At 69.8% G+C, this 15,837-nt stretch carries 16 protein-coding genes; 13 read left to right on the top strand and 3 right to left on the bottom strand.

The window, feature by feature from the left end:
- The first annotated feature begins 48 nt into the window (after positions 1 to 48).
- Positions 49 to 1,566 (top strand): SDR family NAD(P)-dependent oxidoreductase, encoded by a 1,518-nt coding sequence (locus AB0I66_RS10080; protein ID WP_363207285.1) that lies wholly within the window; start codon positions 49 to 51, stop codon positions 1,564 to 1,566.
- A gap of 16 nt (positions 1,567 to 1,582) precedes the next feature.
- Here the strand turns inward: AB0I66_RS10080 and AB0I66_RS10075 are convergent, their stop codons facing one another.
- Complete coding sequence (locus tag AB0I66_RS10075) at positions 1,583 to 2,419, bottom strand: SDR family oxidoreductase (protein ID WP_363207284.1); 837 nt, start codon at positions 2,417 to 2,419, stop codon at positions 1,583 to 1,585.
- A 307-nt stretch (positions 2,420 to 2,726) separates the two neighbouring features.
- Between AB0I66_RS10075 and AB0I66_RS10070 the strand changes: the two genes are divergently transcribed.
- The 8 genes from AB0I66_RS10070 to AB0I66_RS10035 all read left to right on the top strand — a co-directional run bounded on the left by AB0I66_RS10070 (position 2,727) and on the right by AB0I66_RS10035 (position 9,415).
- On the top strand, positions 2,727 to 2,900 hold the full coding sequence (locus AB0I66_RS10070; protein WP_363207283.1) for a hypothetical protein: 174 nt from the start codon (positions 2,727 to 2,729) through the stop codon (positions 2,898 to 2,900).
- A gap of 117 nt (positions 2,901 to 3,017) precedes the next feature.
- Positions 3,018 to 4,004 (top strand): YihY/virulence factor BrkB family protein, encoded by a 987-nt coding sequence (locus tag AB0I66_RS10065; protein ID WP_363207282.1) that lies wholly within the window; start codon positions 3,018 to 3,020, stop codon positions 4,002 to 4,004.
- 169 nt (positions 4,005 to 4,173) lie between these two features.
- Positions 4,174 to 4,545 carry a phage holin family protein gene (locus AB0I66_RS10060; RefSeq protein ID WP_363207865.1) on the top strand — a complete coding sequence of 124 codons (372 nt, stop codon included), beginning with the start codon at positions 4,174 to 4,176 and terminating at the stop codon, positions 4,543 to 4,545.
- Complete coding sequence (locus AB0I66_RS10055) at positions 4,542 to 4,979, top strand: DUF3618 domain-containing protein (protein WP_363207281.1); 438 nt, start codon at positions 4,542 to 4,544, stop codon at positions 4,977 to 4,979. Before AB0I66_RS10060 ends, AB0I66_RS10055 begins: the two co-directional genes overlap by 4 nt.
- Positions 4,976 to 5,242, top strand: coding sequence for a DUF4235 domain-containing protein (locus AB0I66_RS10050; RefSeq protein WP_363207280.1), 267 nt, complete (start codon positions 4,976 to 4,978; stop codon positions 5,240 to 5,242). The genes AB0I66_RS10055 and AB0I66_RS10050 overlap by 4 nt, the downstream gene beginning before the upstream one ends.
- A gap of 110 nt (positions 5,243 to 5,352) precedes the next feature.
- Positions 5,353 to 7,263, top strand: coding sequence for a family 20 glycosylhydrolase (locus tag AB0I66_RS10045; protein ID WP_363207279.1), 1,911 nt, complete (start codon positions 5,353 to 5,355; stop codon positions 7,261 to 7,263).
- Positions 7,264 to 7,302: 39 nt separating this feature from the next.
- Positions 7,303 to 8,943, top strand: a complete 1,641-nt coding sequence (locus AB0I66_RS10040) for an alpha-L-fucosidase (RefSeq protein WP_363207278.1) — start codon at positions 7,303 to 7,305, stop codon at positions 8,941 to 8,943.
- A gap of 73 nt (positions 8,944 to 9,016) precedes the next feature.
- Entirely contained in the window at positions 9,017 to 9,415 is a 399-nt protein-coding gene (locus tag AB0I66_RS10035; RefSeq protein WP_363207277.1) for a nuclear transport factor 2 family protein, read from the top strand.
- On the opposite strand, the gene AB0I66_RS10030 is transcribed toward AB0I66_RS10035, so the two are convergent.
- Together AB0I66_RS10030 and AB0I66_RS10025 are read right to left on the bottom strand one after the other, a co-directional pair.
- A complete protein-coding gene (locus tag AB0I66_RS10030) occupies positions 9,412 to 9,873 on the bottom strand; it encodes a hypothetical protein (RefSeq protein WP_363207276.1) in 462 nt (153 codons plus the stop codon). The genes AB0I66_RS10035 and AB0I66_RS10030 overlap by 4 nt on opposite strands.
- A gap of 63 nt (positions 9,874 to 9,936) precedes the next feature.
- Entirely contained in the window at positions 9,937 to 10,953 is a 1,017-nt protein-coding gene (locus tag AB0I66_RS10025) for a LacI family DNA-binding transcriptional regulator (protein ID WP_363207275.1), read from the bottom strand.
- A gap of 250 nt (positions 10,954 to 11,203) precedes the next feature.
- Between AB0I66_RS10025 and AB0I66_RS10020 the strand changes: the two genes are divergently transcribed.
- The 4 genes from AB0I66_RS10020 to AB0I66_RS10005 all read left to right on the top strand — a co-directional run bounded on the left by AB0I66_RS10020 (position 11,204) and on the right by AB0I66_RS10005 (position 15,697).
- Entirely contained in the window at positions 11,204 to 12,511 is a 1,308-nt protein-coding gene (locus AB0I66_RS10020) for an extracellular solute-binding protein (protein WP_363207274.1), read from the top strand.
- 22 nt (positions 12,512 to 12,533) lie between these two features.
- On the top strand, positions 12,534 to 13,451 hold the full coding sequence (locus tag AB0I66_RS10015) for a sugar ABC transporter permease (RefSeq protein ID WP_363207273.1): 918 nt from the start codon (positions 12,534 to 12,536) through the stop codon (positions 13,449 to 13,451).
- A gap of 92 nt (positions 13,452 to 13,543) precedes the next feature.
- Positions 13,544 to 14,389 carry a carbohydrate ABC transporter permease gene (locus AB0I66_RS10010; RefSeq protein WP_363207864.1) on the top strand — a complete coding sequence of 282 codons (846 nt, stop codon included), beginning with the start codon at positions 13,544 to 13,546 and terminating at the stop codon, positions 14,387 to 14,389.
- 48 nt (positions 14,390 to 14,437) lie between these two features.
- Positions 14,438 to 15,697 (top strand): glycosyl hydrolase, encoded by a 1,260-nt coding sequence (locus tag AB0I66_RS10005; protein ID WP_363207272.1) that lies wholly within the window; start codon positions 14,438 to 14,440, stop codon positions 15,695 to 15,697.
- Positions 15,698 to 15,837: the final 140 nt, after the last annotated feature.

Genomic DNA, 15,837 nt, shown 5'->3' with positions numbered 1-15,837 from the left:
GCGGTCACCCAGACGAGCCGCGGCATGAGTGACGCGAGGACAGCGGCGATGACGGTGACAGAGGACAGCCCGGGGGCCGGCGGTCCGGCCGAGCCCCAGGAGGCCGGGTCGGTCTCCTTCGGCCCCGGCATCGACCCCGACCGCCTCGCCACGTGCCTCAGCGTGCTCGACGAGCTCGACAAGCTGGACGTCGACCACCCCGACGCGATCGCCGTGCGCCGCGCCACGGCCGGTGTCTACCGGACCGTGAAACAGCGCCGCCGTCAGGAGCGCCGGGCCGCGAAGACCGCGCACGACAAGGCCGTCACCGAGGCCACCGCCACCGGCTCCGCCGAGCGCATCGACGACGAGACCGAGGGTCTGCTGCCCTCCTCGCAGACCGAGGAGGGCAGGATCGCGGGGATACTCCAGCGCCCCCGCTCCTGCTACACCTGCAAGACCCGGTACGTGGAAGTCGACTACTTCTACCACCAGCTCTGCCAGGACTGCGCGGCCCTGAACCGCTCCAAGCGCGACGCCCGCACCGACCTCACCGGCAAGCGCGCCCTGCTCACCGGCGGCCGCGCCAAGATCGGCATGTACATCGCGCTTCGTCTCCTGCGCGACGGCGCCCACACCACCATCACCACGCGCTTCCCCAAGGACGCCATCCGTCGGTTCAAGGCGATGGACGACTCGGCCGACTGGCTGCACCGCCTGGAGGTCGTCGGCATCGACCTGCGTGACCCGGCGCAGTCCGTCGCGCTCGCCGAGCAGCTCGCGGCGGCGGGCCCCCTCGACATCCTGATCAACAACGCGACGCAGACCGTACGCCGCCTGCCCTCCGCGTACGCCGCCCTGGTCGACGGCGAAGGCGCGCCGCTGCCCGCGGGGGAGCTGCCCGCCCACTCCGTCATCGGCGCCTTCAACTCCGGCGCGGTGGACGGCCTGGCCGCGCTGCCCGTCGGCACCAGCGGCCTGGACGCCCAGCAGGTCGCCGACCTCGCCCTCGTCGCGGGCAACGCCAGCATCGCCCGGCACCTCGACGGCACCGCCATCGACGCGGGCGGCCTCGTCCCGGACGTCGTCGACAGCAACACCTGGGTGCAGACCATCGAGCAGATCTCCCCGGTGGAGCTCCTCGAGACGCAGCTGTGCAACTACACCTCGCCGTTCATCCTGATCAGCGCGCTGCGTTCGGCCATGGCCGACGCCGCGAAGAAGGCATCGAGCGGCCGCTCGTACGTCGTCAACGTCTCGGCGATGGAGGGCGTCTTCGGCCGCGGCTACAAGGGCGCGGGTCACCCGAACACGAACGCGGCAAAGGCCGCGATGAACATGGTGACGCGCACCAGCGCCCAGGAGATGTTCCAGACCGACGGCATCCTCATGACGTCGATCGACACCGGCTGGATCACCGACGAGCGCCCGCACTACGACAAGCTGCGGCTGGCCGACGAGGGCTTCCACGCCCCGCTCGACCTGATCGACGGCGCGGCCCGGGTCTACGACCCGATCGTGCGGGGCGAGGCGGGCGAGGACCTGTTCGGCATCTTCCTGAAGGACTACGCCCCCGGCAAGTGGTAGCCGCGCGCGGGCGGTGTCACGCCTGGTCCGTGGCCTCGCCCACCGTCGCCGCCCGCAGCCGCTCGTGCACGGCGTACGGGGCCGTCGTCCCCGCGGCGGCCCGCACCCGCGTGCCGCCGTCGACGAGGACGTCCGCGCCCGTCACCCATTCGGCCGCGTCCGACACCAGCCATGCCACGGCACGCGCCACGTCCTCCGGTTCGCCGATGCGCCCGAGCGGCAGGCTCGCGGCGAGCTGCTCCTCGGCGCCGTCCCACACGAAGCGGGCCATCTCGGTGCGGATCAGGCCGGGGGAGACGGAGTTGACCCGCACCAAGGGCGCCAGTTCGCCCGCGAGCTGGGCGGTCAGGTGCAGGAGCGCCGCCTTGCTGGTGCCGTACGCGCCCACGTTCGGGCCCACGTGGGACGCGCCCTCGGTGCAGATGTTCACCACCGTCCCGCCGTGCTCGCTCATCCAGGCCCGCCAGGCGAGCTGCGTCAGGCGCAGCGCGGCCTCGACGTTCACGGTGAACGCTGCACGCCACCGGGTGAGGTCGACGTCCATCAGCGCGCCGTAGGGGGCGTTCGTCGCGGCGTTGTTCACCAGGACGTCGAGCCGCCCGAACTCCTGGACCGCGAGCGCCACGCAGGCCTGCGCCCGACCGGAATCAGCCACGCCGCCCGCGCATCCCACGGCTTGGGCGCCGTGCGCGCGCAGCCGGTCCACCGCCGCCTCCAGCGCGTCCGGCTCGCGGGCGGTCAGGACGAGGCGGTGTCCCGACTCGGCGAGTGCCCGCGCGACGGCGAAACCGATCCCTCGCGAGGCCCCGGTCACCAGGGCCACCGCGCCGTCCCTTGCCTGGGCGGAAATCATCTGCGTACGGTCCCATGGAGGCCTGGAAAGGCCCATGGGCTCGACCCGTTGAGAATTTTTCGGCTCGCGGGCCACCCCCACACCGGGATCAACTGTCCGAAATACACTCCTTCGGCGGACCCCATAGAGCGCGGGCGCGCTCATTTGGTTAATGTGAGGCGAACGGACGGTCTCCAGGGGATCCACAAGCACCCCTCGGCCGCCCCGGGACAGGCTCGCCACCGTGGCCGCGATCCCGCCTGAACAACGGCGCCACCGCGACCGAACAGCTCTTGTCCTTCCGTTACGCGACACAAAGGAGTGCGCGGTGACACCAGATCTGACGAAGCAGGAAAAGCGACCGGCGGAGCGCGGCAGGGAGCGGGCCGGCAGACCCCGCAAGCTGAGCAACCTGGACTCGTGGGCGAAAGCGGCCCCGATCCGCCTTGCCGGCTACGAGGACGACCTCGCCGAGCCGCACATCCTCCCGGGTATCGACTGATCCGACCGCTTTCGCCGCGCGCCCCCCGCTCACCCGGCCGGGGGCGCGCGGCGTTGTCCACGCAGGTGGGTCGCCCCGTTCGCGCATGGCCCGGCCGTTGCGGGTCATCCGGGGAGTATGGACGGAACATCGGATGCAGAGCGCGACGTGGACCGCGCGCCGGAAGAGCCCACGCAGCTGCCCAAGCGGTCCTGGAAGGCGGTGCTCAAGGGCGTCGTCAAGGAGTTCCAGGACGACGAGCTGACGGACCGGGCCGCGGCACTGACCTACTACGGGGTGCTGTCGCTGTTTCCGACGCTCCTGGTGCTTGTCTCCCTGCTCGGCGTGGTCGGCAAGTCGGCGATCGACTGGCTTCTGGAGAACCTGGAGAAGCTCGCGCCCGGTTCGGCGCGGGACATCATCGGCGATGCCGTGAAACAGCTGGAGGGCCAGGGCGGCGTCGGCTCGCTGATGGCGGTGGTCGGCATCGTGCTGGCCGTGTGGGCGTCGTCCGGGTACGTGGGCGCGTTCATCCGCACCGCCAACGCCGTCTACGACATGCCCGAGGGCCGGCCCGTGTGGAAGGTGCTCCCGGTCAGGGTGGGCGTGACGGTGGTGCTCCTCCTGCTCGCGGTCGTCAGCGCGGTCATCGTGGTGTTCACCGGGGGTCTGGCCCGCACCGTGGGCTCGACCCTGGGGATCGGGGACGCGGCGCTGACGGCGTGGTCCATCGCGAAGTGGCCGGTGCTCGTCGTGCTGGTGACCTCCATGATCGCGCTGCTGTTCTGGGCGACGCCGAACGTGAAGGGCCGGGGCTTCAAGTGGATCACCCCCGGCAGCGTGATCGCCCTGGTGATCTGGTTGATCGCCTCGGCGGGATTCGCGTTCTACGTGGGGAACTTCAGCTCCTACAACAAGACCTACGGCGCGCTGGCCGGAGTGATCATTTTTCTGGTGTGGCTGTGGATCAGCAACATCGCGATCCTGCTCGGCCTGGAGTTTGACGCGGAGCTTTCCCGGCAGCGTGCCATAGCCGGTGGGCTGCCCCCCGAGGAGGAGCCCTACGTACCGCCACGCGACACCCGCGCGTGGGACGAACAGGACCGCCGCCGCGTGGACGAGTGACGACGCGGGACGGCTGGGACCGACGACCGCGGCCCCTGACCATGTGCCGATGCCGGAGATCGGGGTACTCGGCCGCTGAACAGACAGGAGGTTGATGACGATGGCCCAGACAGGCCCGCACACCACCGGCCGTGACAGCGCCGGCCAGACCGCCCCCCACAACGAGCCGGTGGGCGACCTCGTCCAGCGCGCCTCACAGCAGCTGACGGAGCTGGTGCGCGGCGAGATGCGCGTGGCACAGGCGGAGATGAAGGAGAAGACCAAGCGCTACGGCAAAGGCAGCGGGTTGTTCGGCGGAGCCGGTCTCGTCGGCTTCCTGACCCTGCAGGCGCTGGTCGCCACCGCGATCGCGGGGCTCGCCGTGCCGCTTCCGGTGTGGGCCGCGGCGCTGATCGTCACCGCCGTCCTCGGTCTGATCGCCGCGGTACTGGCCATGACCGGCAAGAAGGAGGTCGGCCGAGCGGCACCGCCGATCCCCGAGCAGGCGATCGACGGCGTGAAGGCCGATGTCGCAGAGATCAAGGAGAGTGCACAGCGATGAACCAGCCCGACGACAAGCACACCGCGGACCCCGGGGAGCTGCGCGCCAAGGTCGAGCAGACCCGGCAGGACCTGGGAGAGACGGTCGAGGCACTGGCGGCCAAGACGGACGTCAAGGCCCGCGCGCAGGAGAAGGCGGTCGCGATCAAGGGGCAGACCGCCACCAAGGCCGCCGAGCTGGGCGAGCAGGCCAAGGCCAAGGCGTCCGAGGCCGCCCATGTGCTGCAGGACAAGGTGCCCGACCAGGTCAAGGACAAGGCCGTCGCCGCCACCGGGCAGGTGAAGGCCGTGGCCGGTCAGGCCAATGAGGTGTGGCACGACAAGGCGCCCGAGCAGGTCCGCAACCGCCGTACCGCCTTCCTCGCGGGTGGCGCGTCACTGGTGGTCGCGTACATGGTGATGCGGCGCAAGCGGAAGCACGGGGGCGGACGGTGAAGGCCTCGAAGATCGCGTACAAGCCGGTCGGGATGGCGCTCGGCGCGCTCGCCGGTGTGGCCGCGGGCGGGCTGTTCAAACAGGCGTGGAAGGTGATCGGCCACGACGAGGACGCGCCCGACGCCACCGACGAGGACCGGAGCTGGGGCGAGATCCTGCTCGCGGCGACGCTGCAGGGCGCGATCTTCGCCATGGTCAAGGCGGCTGTCGACCGTGGCGGCGCTGTCGCGACGCGTCGGCTGACGGGTGCCTGGCCCGGCTGACGAGGGTCAGCATTCATCCGATGGGTCGGTGCAGGGCAGCGCAAATGTCCAAGTCCCCGCTGCGGGCAATGCATTGACACCCTCTGTGGGCGCTTGAATCATCGGATGTCATGACTGACATGCGCATGATCCTCGCGCCGAGCCGTGCGCCACGCCGCGCACGGCTCCGCGGACTGCGGGGCGCCGCGGTGGCCCTGCTGCTGCTCGCGGCACCGGTCCCGGCGGCCCAGGCCGCCGGGACCTCACAGCCCGCCGCGGACCCGCCCCGCACCGTCCCCGCCCTGGCCGACTGGACGCCGGGGAAGGGGAGTTATGCCTACGGGCCTGACACCCGGCTCGTCGCGCACGGGCGTGCGGCACGCGAAGTCGCCCGTACCCTCGCCGACGATCTGCGCGCCGCGGGCGAGGGCCGCGTGCCGGTCACCGGCGGCGCCCCGCGCGACGGCGACATCGTGATCGACGTGGCTCCCGCGCGCAAGACGCTCGGCGCCGAGGGGTACGACCTCCGCGCGGGCAGCCGCCTGGAGATCACCGGCAAGACGGAGACCGGCGCCTTCTACGGCACCCGCACCCTCCTCCAACTCCTGGCCCAGAGCGACCGTGTGCCGGCCGGACGCACCGTGGACGTGCCGCGGTACAAGGAACGCGGGGTGGGCGTCTGCGCCTGCTACATCCACATCTCCACGCCCTGGCTGGAGAACCTCGTACGCGACATGGCGTACAACAAGCAGAACCAGCTGCTCCTCGAACTCAAGGTGAAGAGCGACGAGCACCCCGAGGCCAACAGCTGGGGCTACTACACCAAGAGCGAGATACGCCGCATCGTCGCCCTCGGCGAGAAGTACCACGTCACGATCATCCCGGAGATCAACTCGCCCGGCCACATGGACCCTTGGCTGGAGAAGCGCACCGATCTCCAGCTCACCGACTCCGACGGAAAGCCGCAGCCCTCGCGCCTCGACATCACCAAGGACGAGGCCTTCGCGTACTACACGAGCCTCATCGACGAGTACGCCGAGGTGTTCCCCGCGAAGTCCTGGCACATGGGCGCCGACGAGTACATGCTCGGCTCCGACTTCGCCAAGTACCCCCACATCCTCGAATACGCGAAGAAGAAGTACGGTGAGAAGGCGACCCCGCAGGACGCCTTCGTCGACTTCATCAACCGGGTGCACGCGTACACGAAGGGCAAGGGCAAGCAGCTGCGCATCTGGAACGACGGCCTGACCGGCGCGAACACGGTGCCGGTCGCGGCGGGGACGAGCGTGGAGCACTGGCTCGACGTGAAGACGAAGCCGAGCGAACTCATCGCCCGGGGCTACCCGTTGCAGAATGCCGCCTACGCGCTCTACCTCGTGCGCGGCGGCTTCCACACCGACACCAAGGCGCTCTACGACCAGGCGTGGGACCCGCGCAGCTTCGAGGGCGAGAAGCTCGCGACGAGCGACGGCATCACCGGGGCGAAGATCAGCCTGTGGCCGGACAACGGCCGGGGCGAGACCGAGAACGAGGTCGCGGCCTCCATGGCCATGCCGCTCAGCCATGTCGCCCAGGTCACCTGGGGTTCCGCAAACCCCGACCCGACGTACGCCGACTTCACCGCGCGCGCCAAGTCCGTCGGCCACGCGCCCGGTTGGCGTGACCTGACGAAGGTTCCGGTGGCGGACGGAACGTACACCCTGCGGGACACCAAGGGGCATGCGGAACCCGCCGCCTACGCCGTCGAGCGCACCGCCGACGGCTACGTCACGCTGAAGTCCACGGCGGACGGCACCTGCCTGGAGACCCGGAGCGGGAAGCTCACCCTCAACGTGCCCCTTGAGCCCGGCAGTTCGGTCACGCGGGAGACATGTGACGCGGCGAACACCCTGCAGCGCTGGCAACTGGAGAAGGCGAAGGACGGCTACCGGCTGACGAACGCCATCACCCAGATGTCCGTGTACGTCACCGACGACGGGCGGCTCCAGCAGTACCCGGCGGATCAACAGGCCCCGGCCACCTGGACCTTGACCGCGCGCTGATCCCAGTACCCCGGCATCCGACAGGGAGACCGCACCCCCATGACTGTCAGCAGACGTCTCTTCGTGACCGCCGCCGTCACCACGGCGGTCGCCGCTTCGAGCACATCCCTCGCCCTCGCGGCGCCCGGCCCCACCGGCACCCCCGCCGTTCCGAAGCCGCCCTACCGCATCCCGATCAGCCCCGAGGACTCCGCGGACGAAGTCGTCGCCAAAGCCTCCCGAGTCAGGCCCACGGAACGGCAGATCGCCTGGCAGCGGCTGGAACAGACCGCGTTCCTGCACTTCGGGGTCAACACCTTCACCGGCCTCGAATGGGGCACGGGCGACGAGGACCCCGACGTCTTCCAGCCGTCCGGCCTCGACACCGACCAGTGGGCGCGGGCCCTGCGCGACGGCGGATTCAAGCTTGCCATCCTCACCGTCAAGCACCACGACGGCTTCGTGCTCTACCCCTCGCGCTACACCAAGCACAGTGTGGTGAGCAGCAGTTGGCGGGACGGCAAGGGCGATGTGCTGCGCTCGTTCGCCGACTCGCTGCGACGCCACGGGATCAAGGTGGGCGTCTACATCTCACCCGCCGACGAGAACCAGTACCTGCACGGCGTCTACGCCAACGGCAGCGCCCGCTCACGGCGCACCATCCCCACGCCGGTGGAGGGCGACGACCGGGCGGACGCCGCCGCCGTGGAGTCGTTCACGCTCGACGCGACCGACTACGGCGCGCACATGCTCAACCAGCTGTACGAGGTCCTGACCGAGTACGGGCCCATCGACGAGGTGTGGTTCGACGGCGCGCAGGGACGCATCCCGCCGGAGAAGGTCGAGACGTACGACTGGGACAGCTGGTACGCGATCATCCGCGCCCTGGCCCCGGACGCGACGGTCGCCGTACGCGGCCCCGACGTCCGGTGGGTCGGCAACGAAGGCGGACTGGCGCGCGAGAACGAGTGGAGCGTCGTGCCCGTCAAGGACTCGGGGAACGGCAGCATCGACTACGCCCTGAAGTACGACGCCCCCGACCAGGGCAGCCGCCAGGCACTCGCCGAGGCGAGGGAGGTCGCCCAGTACGTCCAGTGGTGGCCGGCGGAGTGCGACGTGTCGATCAGGCCGGGGTGGTTCTACCACGAGGACGAACAGCCCAAGTCCGTCGAGCAGTTGACGGACATCTGGTTCCGCTCGGTGGGCCGCAACTCCGTGCTGCTCCTCAACATCCCGCCGGACCAAAGGGGCCTGCTCCCCGAGGCGGACGTGGCGCGGCTGCGGGAGTTCCGCGAGCGGGTCGGGCGCGAACTGCCCGAGGACCTCGCGCGGAACGCACGGGCCCGGGGTGACGGCCGCCGCCCGTCGCGGGCGGTCGACGGCGACCCGGACACGGCGTGGGCGTGCCCCGCGCCCTCCCGGGGGACGCTCACCGTCGACCTGGGGGAGGCGCGCGAAGTCGACCGTATTCGGCTGGGGGAGGAGATCCGGCAGGGGCAGCAGCTGGAGCACGCGGTGATCGAGGCGCGGGTCTCCGGCGGCTCCGGATGGACCCTCGTGACCGAGGTGGACACGGTGGGGGCGAGCCGGGTCCTGACCCTTGCCACGCCGGTACGGGCACGGGAGTGGCGGCTGCGGGTGACGGGGTCGCGCGGGGCGGTACGCCTGGCGGAGTTCGGCCTGTACCGGTCGCGGGTGTAGGGGGCTTCTGGTGTAGCGGGCTTCTCCACAAGCCCCAAGTGGGCCGGGCCGCCGCGGTGTTACCGTCGCGGCCATGTCCAAGAACGAGATCGACGCCGTGACCGCCGAGTTCTTCGGCGCCTTCGACAATCGTGGTGGCCGGGCCGCCGATGTGGCCCGGATCCGCCGCCTGGTCCTTCCCGGGGGCGTGATCGTCTCGACCGGACCGAAGTTCACGGTCTACACGGTGGAGGAGTTCATCGAGCCGCGCGAACGACTCCTGGCGGACGGCCGGCTGACCGACTTCTCCGAGTGGGAGACATCCGAACGGACCGACATCGAGGGCGACATCGCCTCGCGCTTCGGCACGTACCGCAAGTCCGGGACGCTGGACGGCGAACCCTTCGAGGGGAGCGGGACCAAGACCATCCAGTTCGTCCGCACCCCGGAGGGCTGGCGGATCACGGCTTTCTCCTGGTACGACAAGGCTTAGGGCCATGCAACCCCTCCGTCCCGCACCGTCAGAGGGACCGGCACGTCCTCCTCGTGGAACCTGATCCAGCCGACATTGACCGCGCCGCCGGGCCGCTCGTGGTGGTCGACTGCCCTGCCCGCCAGCCAGACGAGCAGCTCGCCGACACGATCGAAGTCGTCCGGGTGGATCTCCTGGCGTGCGGTCAACGCCCGGCCTCCCGCGCGCGACAGCAACGCGGCGGTGAGGGCCCCGCCCACCTTCGAGGCCGCGTCGTGACACCCCAGGAGCGGCACAGGGTCGTCCTCGATCACCGGCTCACCCTCGTCGTTCTCCACCACGACCGGGAATGCGCGCACGATCGTCAGTGTCACCGGCCGGGGGCCCAGGCCGAGATGCCACCGGAGTTCGGCGATCTTCTCGTCGGAGACGTCCGCGCACAGGTCCAGCGCCACCGAGAGCTCGTAGATGTCAGCCATGCCCGGCACTGTAGGGCGGGGCGGGGCAGAACAGGCTTCCGGGGGTGGGGCCCGCGGAACCTGCTAGCCCCTGGCCACCCGCCCCGTGCTCTCCCGCTCGATGAGCGTGGGCAGCGGCACCTGGACCGTGGCCGCGGGGCCGTCGTCCAGGAGGGAGAGGAGTTCGCGCGCCGCCGTGCGCCCGAAGGACACCGTGTCGCGTGACAGGGCCGTGAGCCACGGGTGCACCATCCGGCACAGCGCCGAGTCCTCCCACGCGATCACCGACACGTCCCCCGGCACGGAGAAGCCCAGCGAGGCCGCCGCGGCGATCCCCGCGACGGCCATCACGTCGTTGTCGTACACCAGAGCCGTCGGCGGTGACGCGGCGGACAGCACACGCCGGGTCACCGCGGCGCCCTCCGCGTCCGAGTAGTCCGTGGTCACCGAGCGGACCTCCGACAGGTCGCGCCGCTCGGCCTCGGCCCGCAGCGTGCGGATCCGCCGCTCGGTGTGGGCGAGGCCGGGCAGTCCCGCGATGTGCACGATGCGGCGGTGGCCGAGGGCGTGCAGATGGTCCACGACCGCTGCCATCGCGCCCGCGTCGTCGGCCCAGACGGTGGAGAGACCGGGGTGGTGTGCCTCCGGGTCCGGTACGCCGCCCGTCACCACCGCGGGCAGTCCGAGGTCGTCGAGGAGCGCCGGGCGCGGATCCTGAGTGCGCGGGTCCACGACGAGCACGCCGTCCACCCGGTGCTCGGCCCACCAGCGCTGATAGACCGCGCACTCGGCGGTCACATCCTCCACCACCTGGAAGAGCAGGCCCAGTTGACGTTCCGCCAGGACCTCCTGGATGCCCGAGATCAGTTGCAGAAAGAACGAGTCGACGCCCAGTGTCCCGGCGGGCCGGGCCACCACGAGCCCCACCGTCGCGGACCCCTCGCCGGACAGCGCGCGCGCCGCCGTGCTCGGGTGCCAGCCCAACTGCTCGGCGACCCTGCGGACCCGGTCGCGGGTGACCTCGGAGACTCCGGGCCGGTCGTTGAGCGCGAAGGACACGGCGCTCTCGGAGACGCCGGCGCGGCGTGCGATGTCCTTCATGGTCGGCCGGCGTGCCGGGGACCGCTTGCCTTGCACCGGTAGTGCCCCTTTCCTGTGGCGCGCATACTAATGCGCTTGAGCCAGCACACTCTAAAGCGCTTTAGTCGATCCCCGCAAGAAGTTCAACGTACCGCTCTGACCTGCATAGTTGAAGAGATTCCCGGGAGTGTTCCACGAATCCATTGACTTTTTGCCGGAGTTCCATGCAAGGTCTGCCTCACGCTGGGCCGAGCAAAGGAGCCGTTTCACCGTGCGCATCTCCCACCACCCCCGCATCCCCAGAAGGGCAGCCGCCGCTGCCGCCGTCCTCGCCGTGCTCCTGCCGCTGAGCGCCTGTGGCGACGGAGGCGACGGCGGCGGTTCGACCGACGCGTCCGGCAAGATCGAGGGCGAGATCACCTTCCAGACCTGGAACCTGAAGGCGAACTTCAAGTCGTACTTCGAGGGCGTCGTCGACGGCTTCGAGAAGAAGTACCCCGGCACGAAGGTGAACTGGGTCGACCAGCCCGGCGAGGGCTACGCCGACAAGATCAGCGCCGACGCCGCGGCCGGCACCCTGCCCGACGTCGTCAACGTCTCGCCCGACCTGGTGGCCCCGCTCGCCAAGGCCGGTCTCGCGCTCGACCTCGACAAGGCCGCGGGCAAGTACGAGAAGGAGTATCTGCCGGGGGCGTGGAAGAGCCACCAGATACCGGGCACGGAAGGCACGTACGCCTTCCCGTGGTACCTGAACACCGGGCCGCTCTTCTACAACAAGCGGATCTTCAAGGAAGCCGGGCTCGACGCCGACAAGCCCCCGAAGACGTACGACGAACTCTTCGCCGACGCGCTGAAGCTGTCGAAGGAGACCAAGGGCAAGACCGCCACGCTCGCCAACGTCCCCACCATCGAGGACTTCGGGCGCTACGGCGTACCGCTGATGGACAAGGAAGGGACCAGGTTCACCTTCAACGGCCCCAAGGGCGTGGAACTCCTCACCAAGTACAAGGAGTTGTACGACGCGAAGGCCCTGGACGGCCAGGCGCTCACCGCGACGCCCGAGTCGACGGGCAAGAAGTTCCTCACCGAGGCCGTCGCCATGAACCCCGGAAGCGCCCTGGACCTCGGCAAGTTCAAGAAGGACGCGCCCGGCCTCTACAAGAACATCGGGATCACGCCGCAGATCACCGACACCGGCAAGGACAACATGTACGTGATGGGTGTCATGGTGAACACCCGCACCAAGCAGACGCCCGCCGCCGTGGCCTTCGCCCACTACGTGACGGACGCGCAGCGCCAGATGTCTTTCGCCAAGAAGGTGGCGATCTTCCCCAGCACGAAGGGTTCGCTCGACGACCCGTACTTCACCAAGCAGGACGGCACCGACGACACGCGGGTGCGGGTCGCCGCCGCCAAGTCCATCAAGACCGCGGTGAACTACACGCCCGTGCTGTTCAGCGAGCAGATGAAGATCGAGCTGCGCAACGGCGTGGCCAGGGCGCTGCAGGGCAAGCAGAGCCCCAAGGAAGCGCTTGACAACGCTGTCAAGAACTGTGACCGGCTGCTGAAGCAGAGCTGACAGGACGACACGGACCACCACCATGAAAAGCTCCAGCACCGCGGCCGACCAAAGCCCGCCCCTCCGCCGCATCAGACGTCAACTGCCTTCCAGCCCATGGCTGTTCGCGGCACCGGGCCTGCTGATCGTCGGCATCTTCATCCTCTATCCGTTCGTCAGCACGCTCATCAACTCCTTCACCGACAAGCGCACCCTGATCCCGGGGGAGTACGTCGGTCTGGACAACTTCCGGGAGCTGCTGCACGACGACATGTTCTGGATCGGGCTCCGCAACTCGACGCTCTACATCGTGGGGGTCGTCCCCGCGCTCGTCCTGCTGCCGCTGCTGCTCGCGATGCTCGTCCAGAAACACATCCCCGGCATCACCTTCTTCCGGTCCGCCTTCTACACGCCGGTGGTCGCGTCCATCGTCGTGGTGGGCCTGATCTGGGTGTGGATGCTGGATGAACGGGGCCTGGTCAACGCGGTGCTGGAGGCCGTGGGCGTCGGCTCGGTCGGCTTCCTCAGCGACCAGTGGCTGCTCCTGCTGAGCGCCATGGCCGTCACGGTCTGGAAGGGCCTCGGCTACTACATGATCATTTACCTGGCGGCGCTCGCCAACGTGCCGCGTGAACTCCACGAGGCCGCATCCGTGGACGGCGCGGGCTCCGTCCGCCGCTTCTTCACCGTCACCGTGCCCGCCGTGCGCTCCACCATGGTGCTGGTGGCCGCACTGTCCTCGGTCGCCGCCTTCAAGGTGTTCTCCGAGGTCTATCTGATGGCCGGGCCCAACGGCGGCCCGGCCGGCGAGGACACCACGCTGGTGATGCTGGTGCAACGCGTCGGCACCGGCCTGACCGGCCGCGTCGGATACGCGTCGGCCATCTCGGTCGTCGTCTTCGTCGTCACCGTCGCGCTCATGCTGCTCGTGCTGCGCGCGGACCGGAAGGAGGACGCGTGAGCATCGCGACGGACACGCGCGAGACCGAGCAGGCGGCGCCGAGGACGAAGGGCGGCAAGGCCGGCAAGAGCGGCGCCCGCAGGCGCGGGCGGATCACCGACGAGAACGGCCGCAGGATGCCCATATGGGAGATCATCCTGCGCTACGGCCTCCTGCTCGCCGTACTGGCCCTGATGATCGGCCCCTTCCTCTGGCAGCTGTCGACCTCCCTCAAGGGCCCGCACGAGAACATCTTCAGCTCCCCGCCCAAGTTCCTGCCGAGCAGCCCCACCTTCCACAACTACGAACGCGTCGCCGACACCATCCCCGTCTGGGACTACGCGCTCAACTCCCTTAAGGTGGCCGCCGCCAACGTGGTGACCAACTGCGTGGGCGCCACCCTCGCCGGCTACGCGCTCGCCCGCCTGCGCTATCGCGGCCGCCGCGCGGCCACGATCGTGTTCGTGCTCGCCATGCTGGTGCCCGTGGAGGGCATCATCATCGCCCAGTTCACGACCATGCGGGAGCTGGGCCTGAACAACACCCTCATCGGTGTGCTGCTGCCCGGCTGCGTCTCCGCGCTCAACGTCCTGCTGATGCGCAACGCCTTCCTGAACCTGCCCTACGAGATCGAGGAAGCAGCGTACGTCGACGGCGCGAACGTCTGGCAGCGGTTCCTGCGTATCGCCCTGCCCGCGGTCAAGGGCACGCTCGCCGTGGTCGCGATCTTCGCCTTCATGGGCGCCTGGGACGACTTCCTCTGGCCGCTGATCGTGCTGAGCGACCCGGACAAGTTCACCCTGACCATCGGCCTGAACTACCTGCACGGCACCTTCGCCAACGACGAACGGCTCGTCGCCGCGGGCACGGTCATCGCCGTGCTCCCGCTGATCGTGCTCTTCGCCTGCCTCCAGCGGTACTTCTTCCGTGGGGTGGGCGAGGGGGCGGTCAAGGGCTGAGCCGCCCCCCACCTCGTATACCCCCACACTCCGAGAACCAGGACTCGCATGTCTCGTACGACCCGTGTGCCCTCCGCCGCGCCGCGTTTCGGCGCGAACTACACCCCGAGCCAGGGGTGGTTCCACCACTGGCTCGACTTCGACATCGACGCCGTACGCGCCGATCTCGACGCGATCGCCGCGCTGGGCCTCGACCACATCCGGGTCTTCCCGATCTGGCCGTACTTCCAGCCCAACCGCACCCTGATCCGGCCGCGCGCCGTGGAACAGCTCGTCGCCCTCGCGGACGCCGCGGCCGAGCGCGGGCTCGACGTCAACGTCGACGGACTGCAGGGGCACCTGTCCAGCTTCGACTTCCTGCCCGCGTGGACGCAGACGTGGCACCGGCGGAACATCTTCACCGACCCTGATGTCGTGGAGGGCGAGGTCGCGTACCTGCGTACGCTCGCCGCCGCGCTGGCCGACCGGCCGAACTTCATCGGCATGACCATCGGCAACGAGGTCAACCAGTTCTCGGCGGGTCCGCATCCCGACCCCGACCGCATCACGCAGGACCAGGCGGGGGAGTGGCTGCGGCGGGTGCTGGCCGCGTGCGAGGAGGGCGCGCCGGGCAAGCTGCACCTGCACGCCGAGTACGACGCCGCCTGGTACCAGGACGACCAGCCCTTCACCCCGGCCCAGGCCGCGCGCCTAGGCGGCGCGACCGCCGTGCACTCCTGGGTGTTCAACGGCACGGCCCAGCGGCACGGCCGGGGCGGGGTTCCTACGGCCCACCACGCGGCGTACATGATCGAACTGTCCAAGGCGTGGGCGGACGATCCGCACCGCCCTGTGTGGCTCCAGGAGGTGGGCGCACCGGCCCCCCTCATCCCCGCGGAACACGCGGCCGCCTTCACCGAGGCGACGGTGGAGGCGGCGCTGGACTGTGCGGATGTGTGGGGGGTGACGTGGTGGTGCTCGCACGATGTGTCGCGGTCCTTGGCGGACTTCCCCGAACTTGAGTACAGCCTGGGCCTGCTGACCAATGAGGGGAAGGTCAAGCCGGGGGGCGAGGTGCTGGCGCGGCTCGCGAAGGAGTGGCGGGGGCGGGAGTACGCGCCTGCGGTGCGGGGCACTGCCGTGGTGGTCGGCGACTCCCCCTCGGAGCGGTCCGCGTGTGCGCCGGGGGGCACGGTGTTCGACGCCTTCATGGGCCTTGTCGCGGACGGGGTCCGGCCGACGACGGTGCTGGCGAGCCGGGCGGGGGACTCGGAGCACTTGGCTGCGCGGGGCATCACGGAGGTTGTGCGGCCGGGGGAGGTCGGTTAGGCCCAGGTCCTTTCCCCCACCCCGCCCCTTCCCGAAACTCGCTGCGCGAGGGCCTCCTCAAACGCCGGAGGGGCTGAAAAATCAGCCCGTCCGGCGTTTGAGGACGAACTCGGCGGAGCCGGTGATGACGGCACCCAGGG

The sequence above is a fragment of the Streptomyces sp. NPDC050439 genome (genome assembly GCF_040655335.1).
Lineage (GTDB): Bacteria > Actinomycetota > Actinomycetes > Streptomycetales > Streptomycetaceae > Streptomyces.
Note: the sequence above shows the minus strand (reverse complement) of the source record. Positions and strands in the feature narration are given on the sequence as shown.

Bases quoted from the DNA above. Each gene is read 5' to 3' on its own strand.
- AB0I66_RS10040 (WP_363207278.1), top strand. From the start codon at position 7,303: ATGACTGTCAGCAGACGTCTCTTCGTGACCGCCGCCGTCACCACGGCG.
- AB0I66_RS10080 (WP_363207285.1), top strand. From the start codon at position 49: ATGACGGTGACAGAGGACAGCCCGGGGGCCGGCGGTCCGGCCGAGCCC.
- AB0I66_RS10005 (WP_363207272.1), top strand. From the start codon at position 14,438: ATGTCTCGTACGACCCGTGTGCCCTCCGCCGCGCCGCGTTTCGGCGCG.
- AB0I66_RS10045 (WP_363207279.1), top strand. From the start codon at position 5,353: ATGACTGACATGCGCATGATCCTCGCGCCGAGCCGTGCGCCACGCCGC.
- AB0I66_RS10015 (WP_363207273.1), top strand. From the start codon at position 12,534: ATGAAAAGCTCCAGCACCGCGGCCGACCAAAGCCCGCCCCTCCGCCGC.
- AB0I66_RS10025 (WP_363207275.1), bottom strand. From the start codon at position 10,953: ATGAAGGACATCGCACGCCGCGCCGGCGTCTCCGAGAGCGCCGTGTCC.
- AB0I66_RS10035 (WP_363207277.1), top strand. From the start codon at position 9,017: ATGTCCAAGAACGAGATCGACGCCGTGACCGCCGAGTTCTTCGGCGCC.
- AB0I66_RS10065 (WP_363207282.1), top strand. From the start codon at position 3,018: ATGGACGGAACATCGGATGCAGAGCGCGACGTGGACCGCGCGCCGGAA.
- AB0I66_RS10030 (WP_363207276.1), bottom strand. From the start codon at position 9,873: ATGGCTGACATCTACGAGCTCTCGGTGGCGCTGGACCTGTGCGCGGAC.
- AB0I66_RS10055 (WP_363207281.1), top strand. From the start codon at position 4,542: ATGAACCAGCCCGACGACAAGCACACCGCGGACCCCGGGGAGCTGCGC.
- AB0I66_RS10075 (WP_363207284.1), bottom strand. From the start codon at position 2,419: ATGATTTCCGCCCAGGCAAGGGACGGCGCGGTGGCCCTGGTGACCGGG.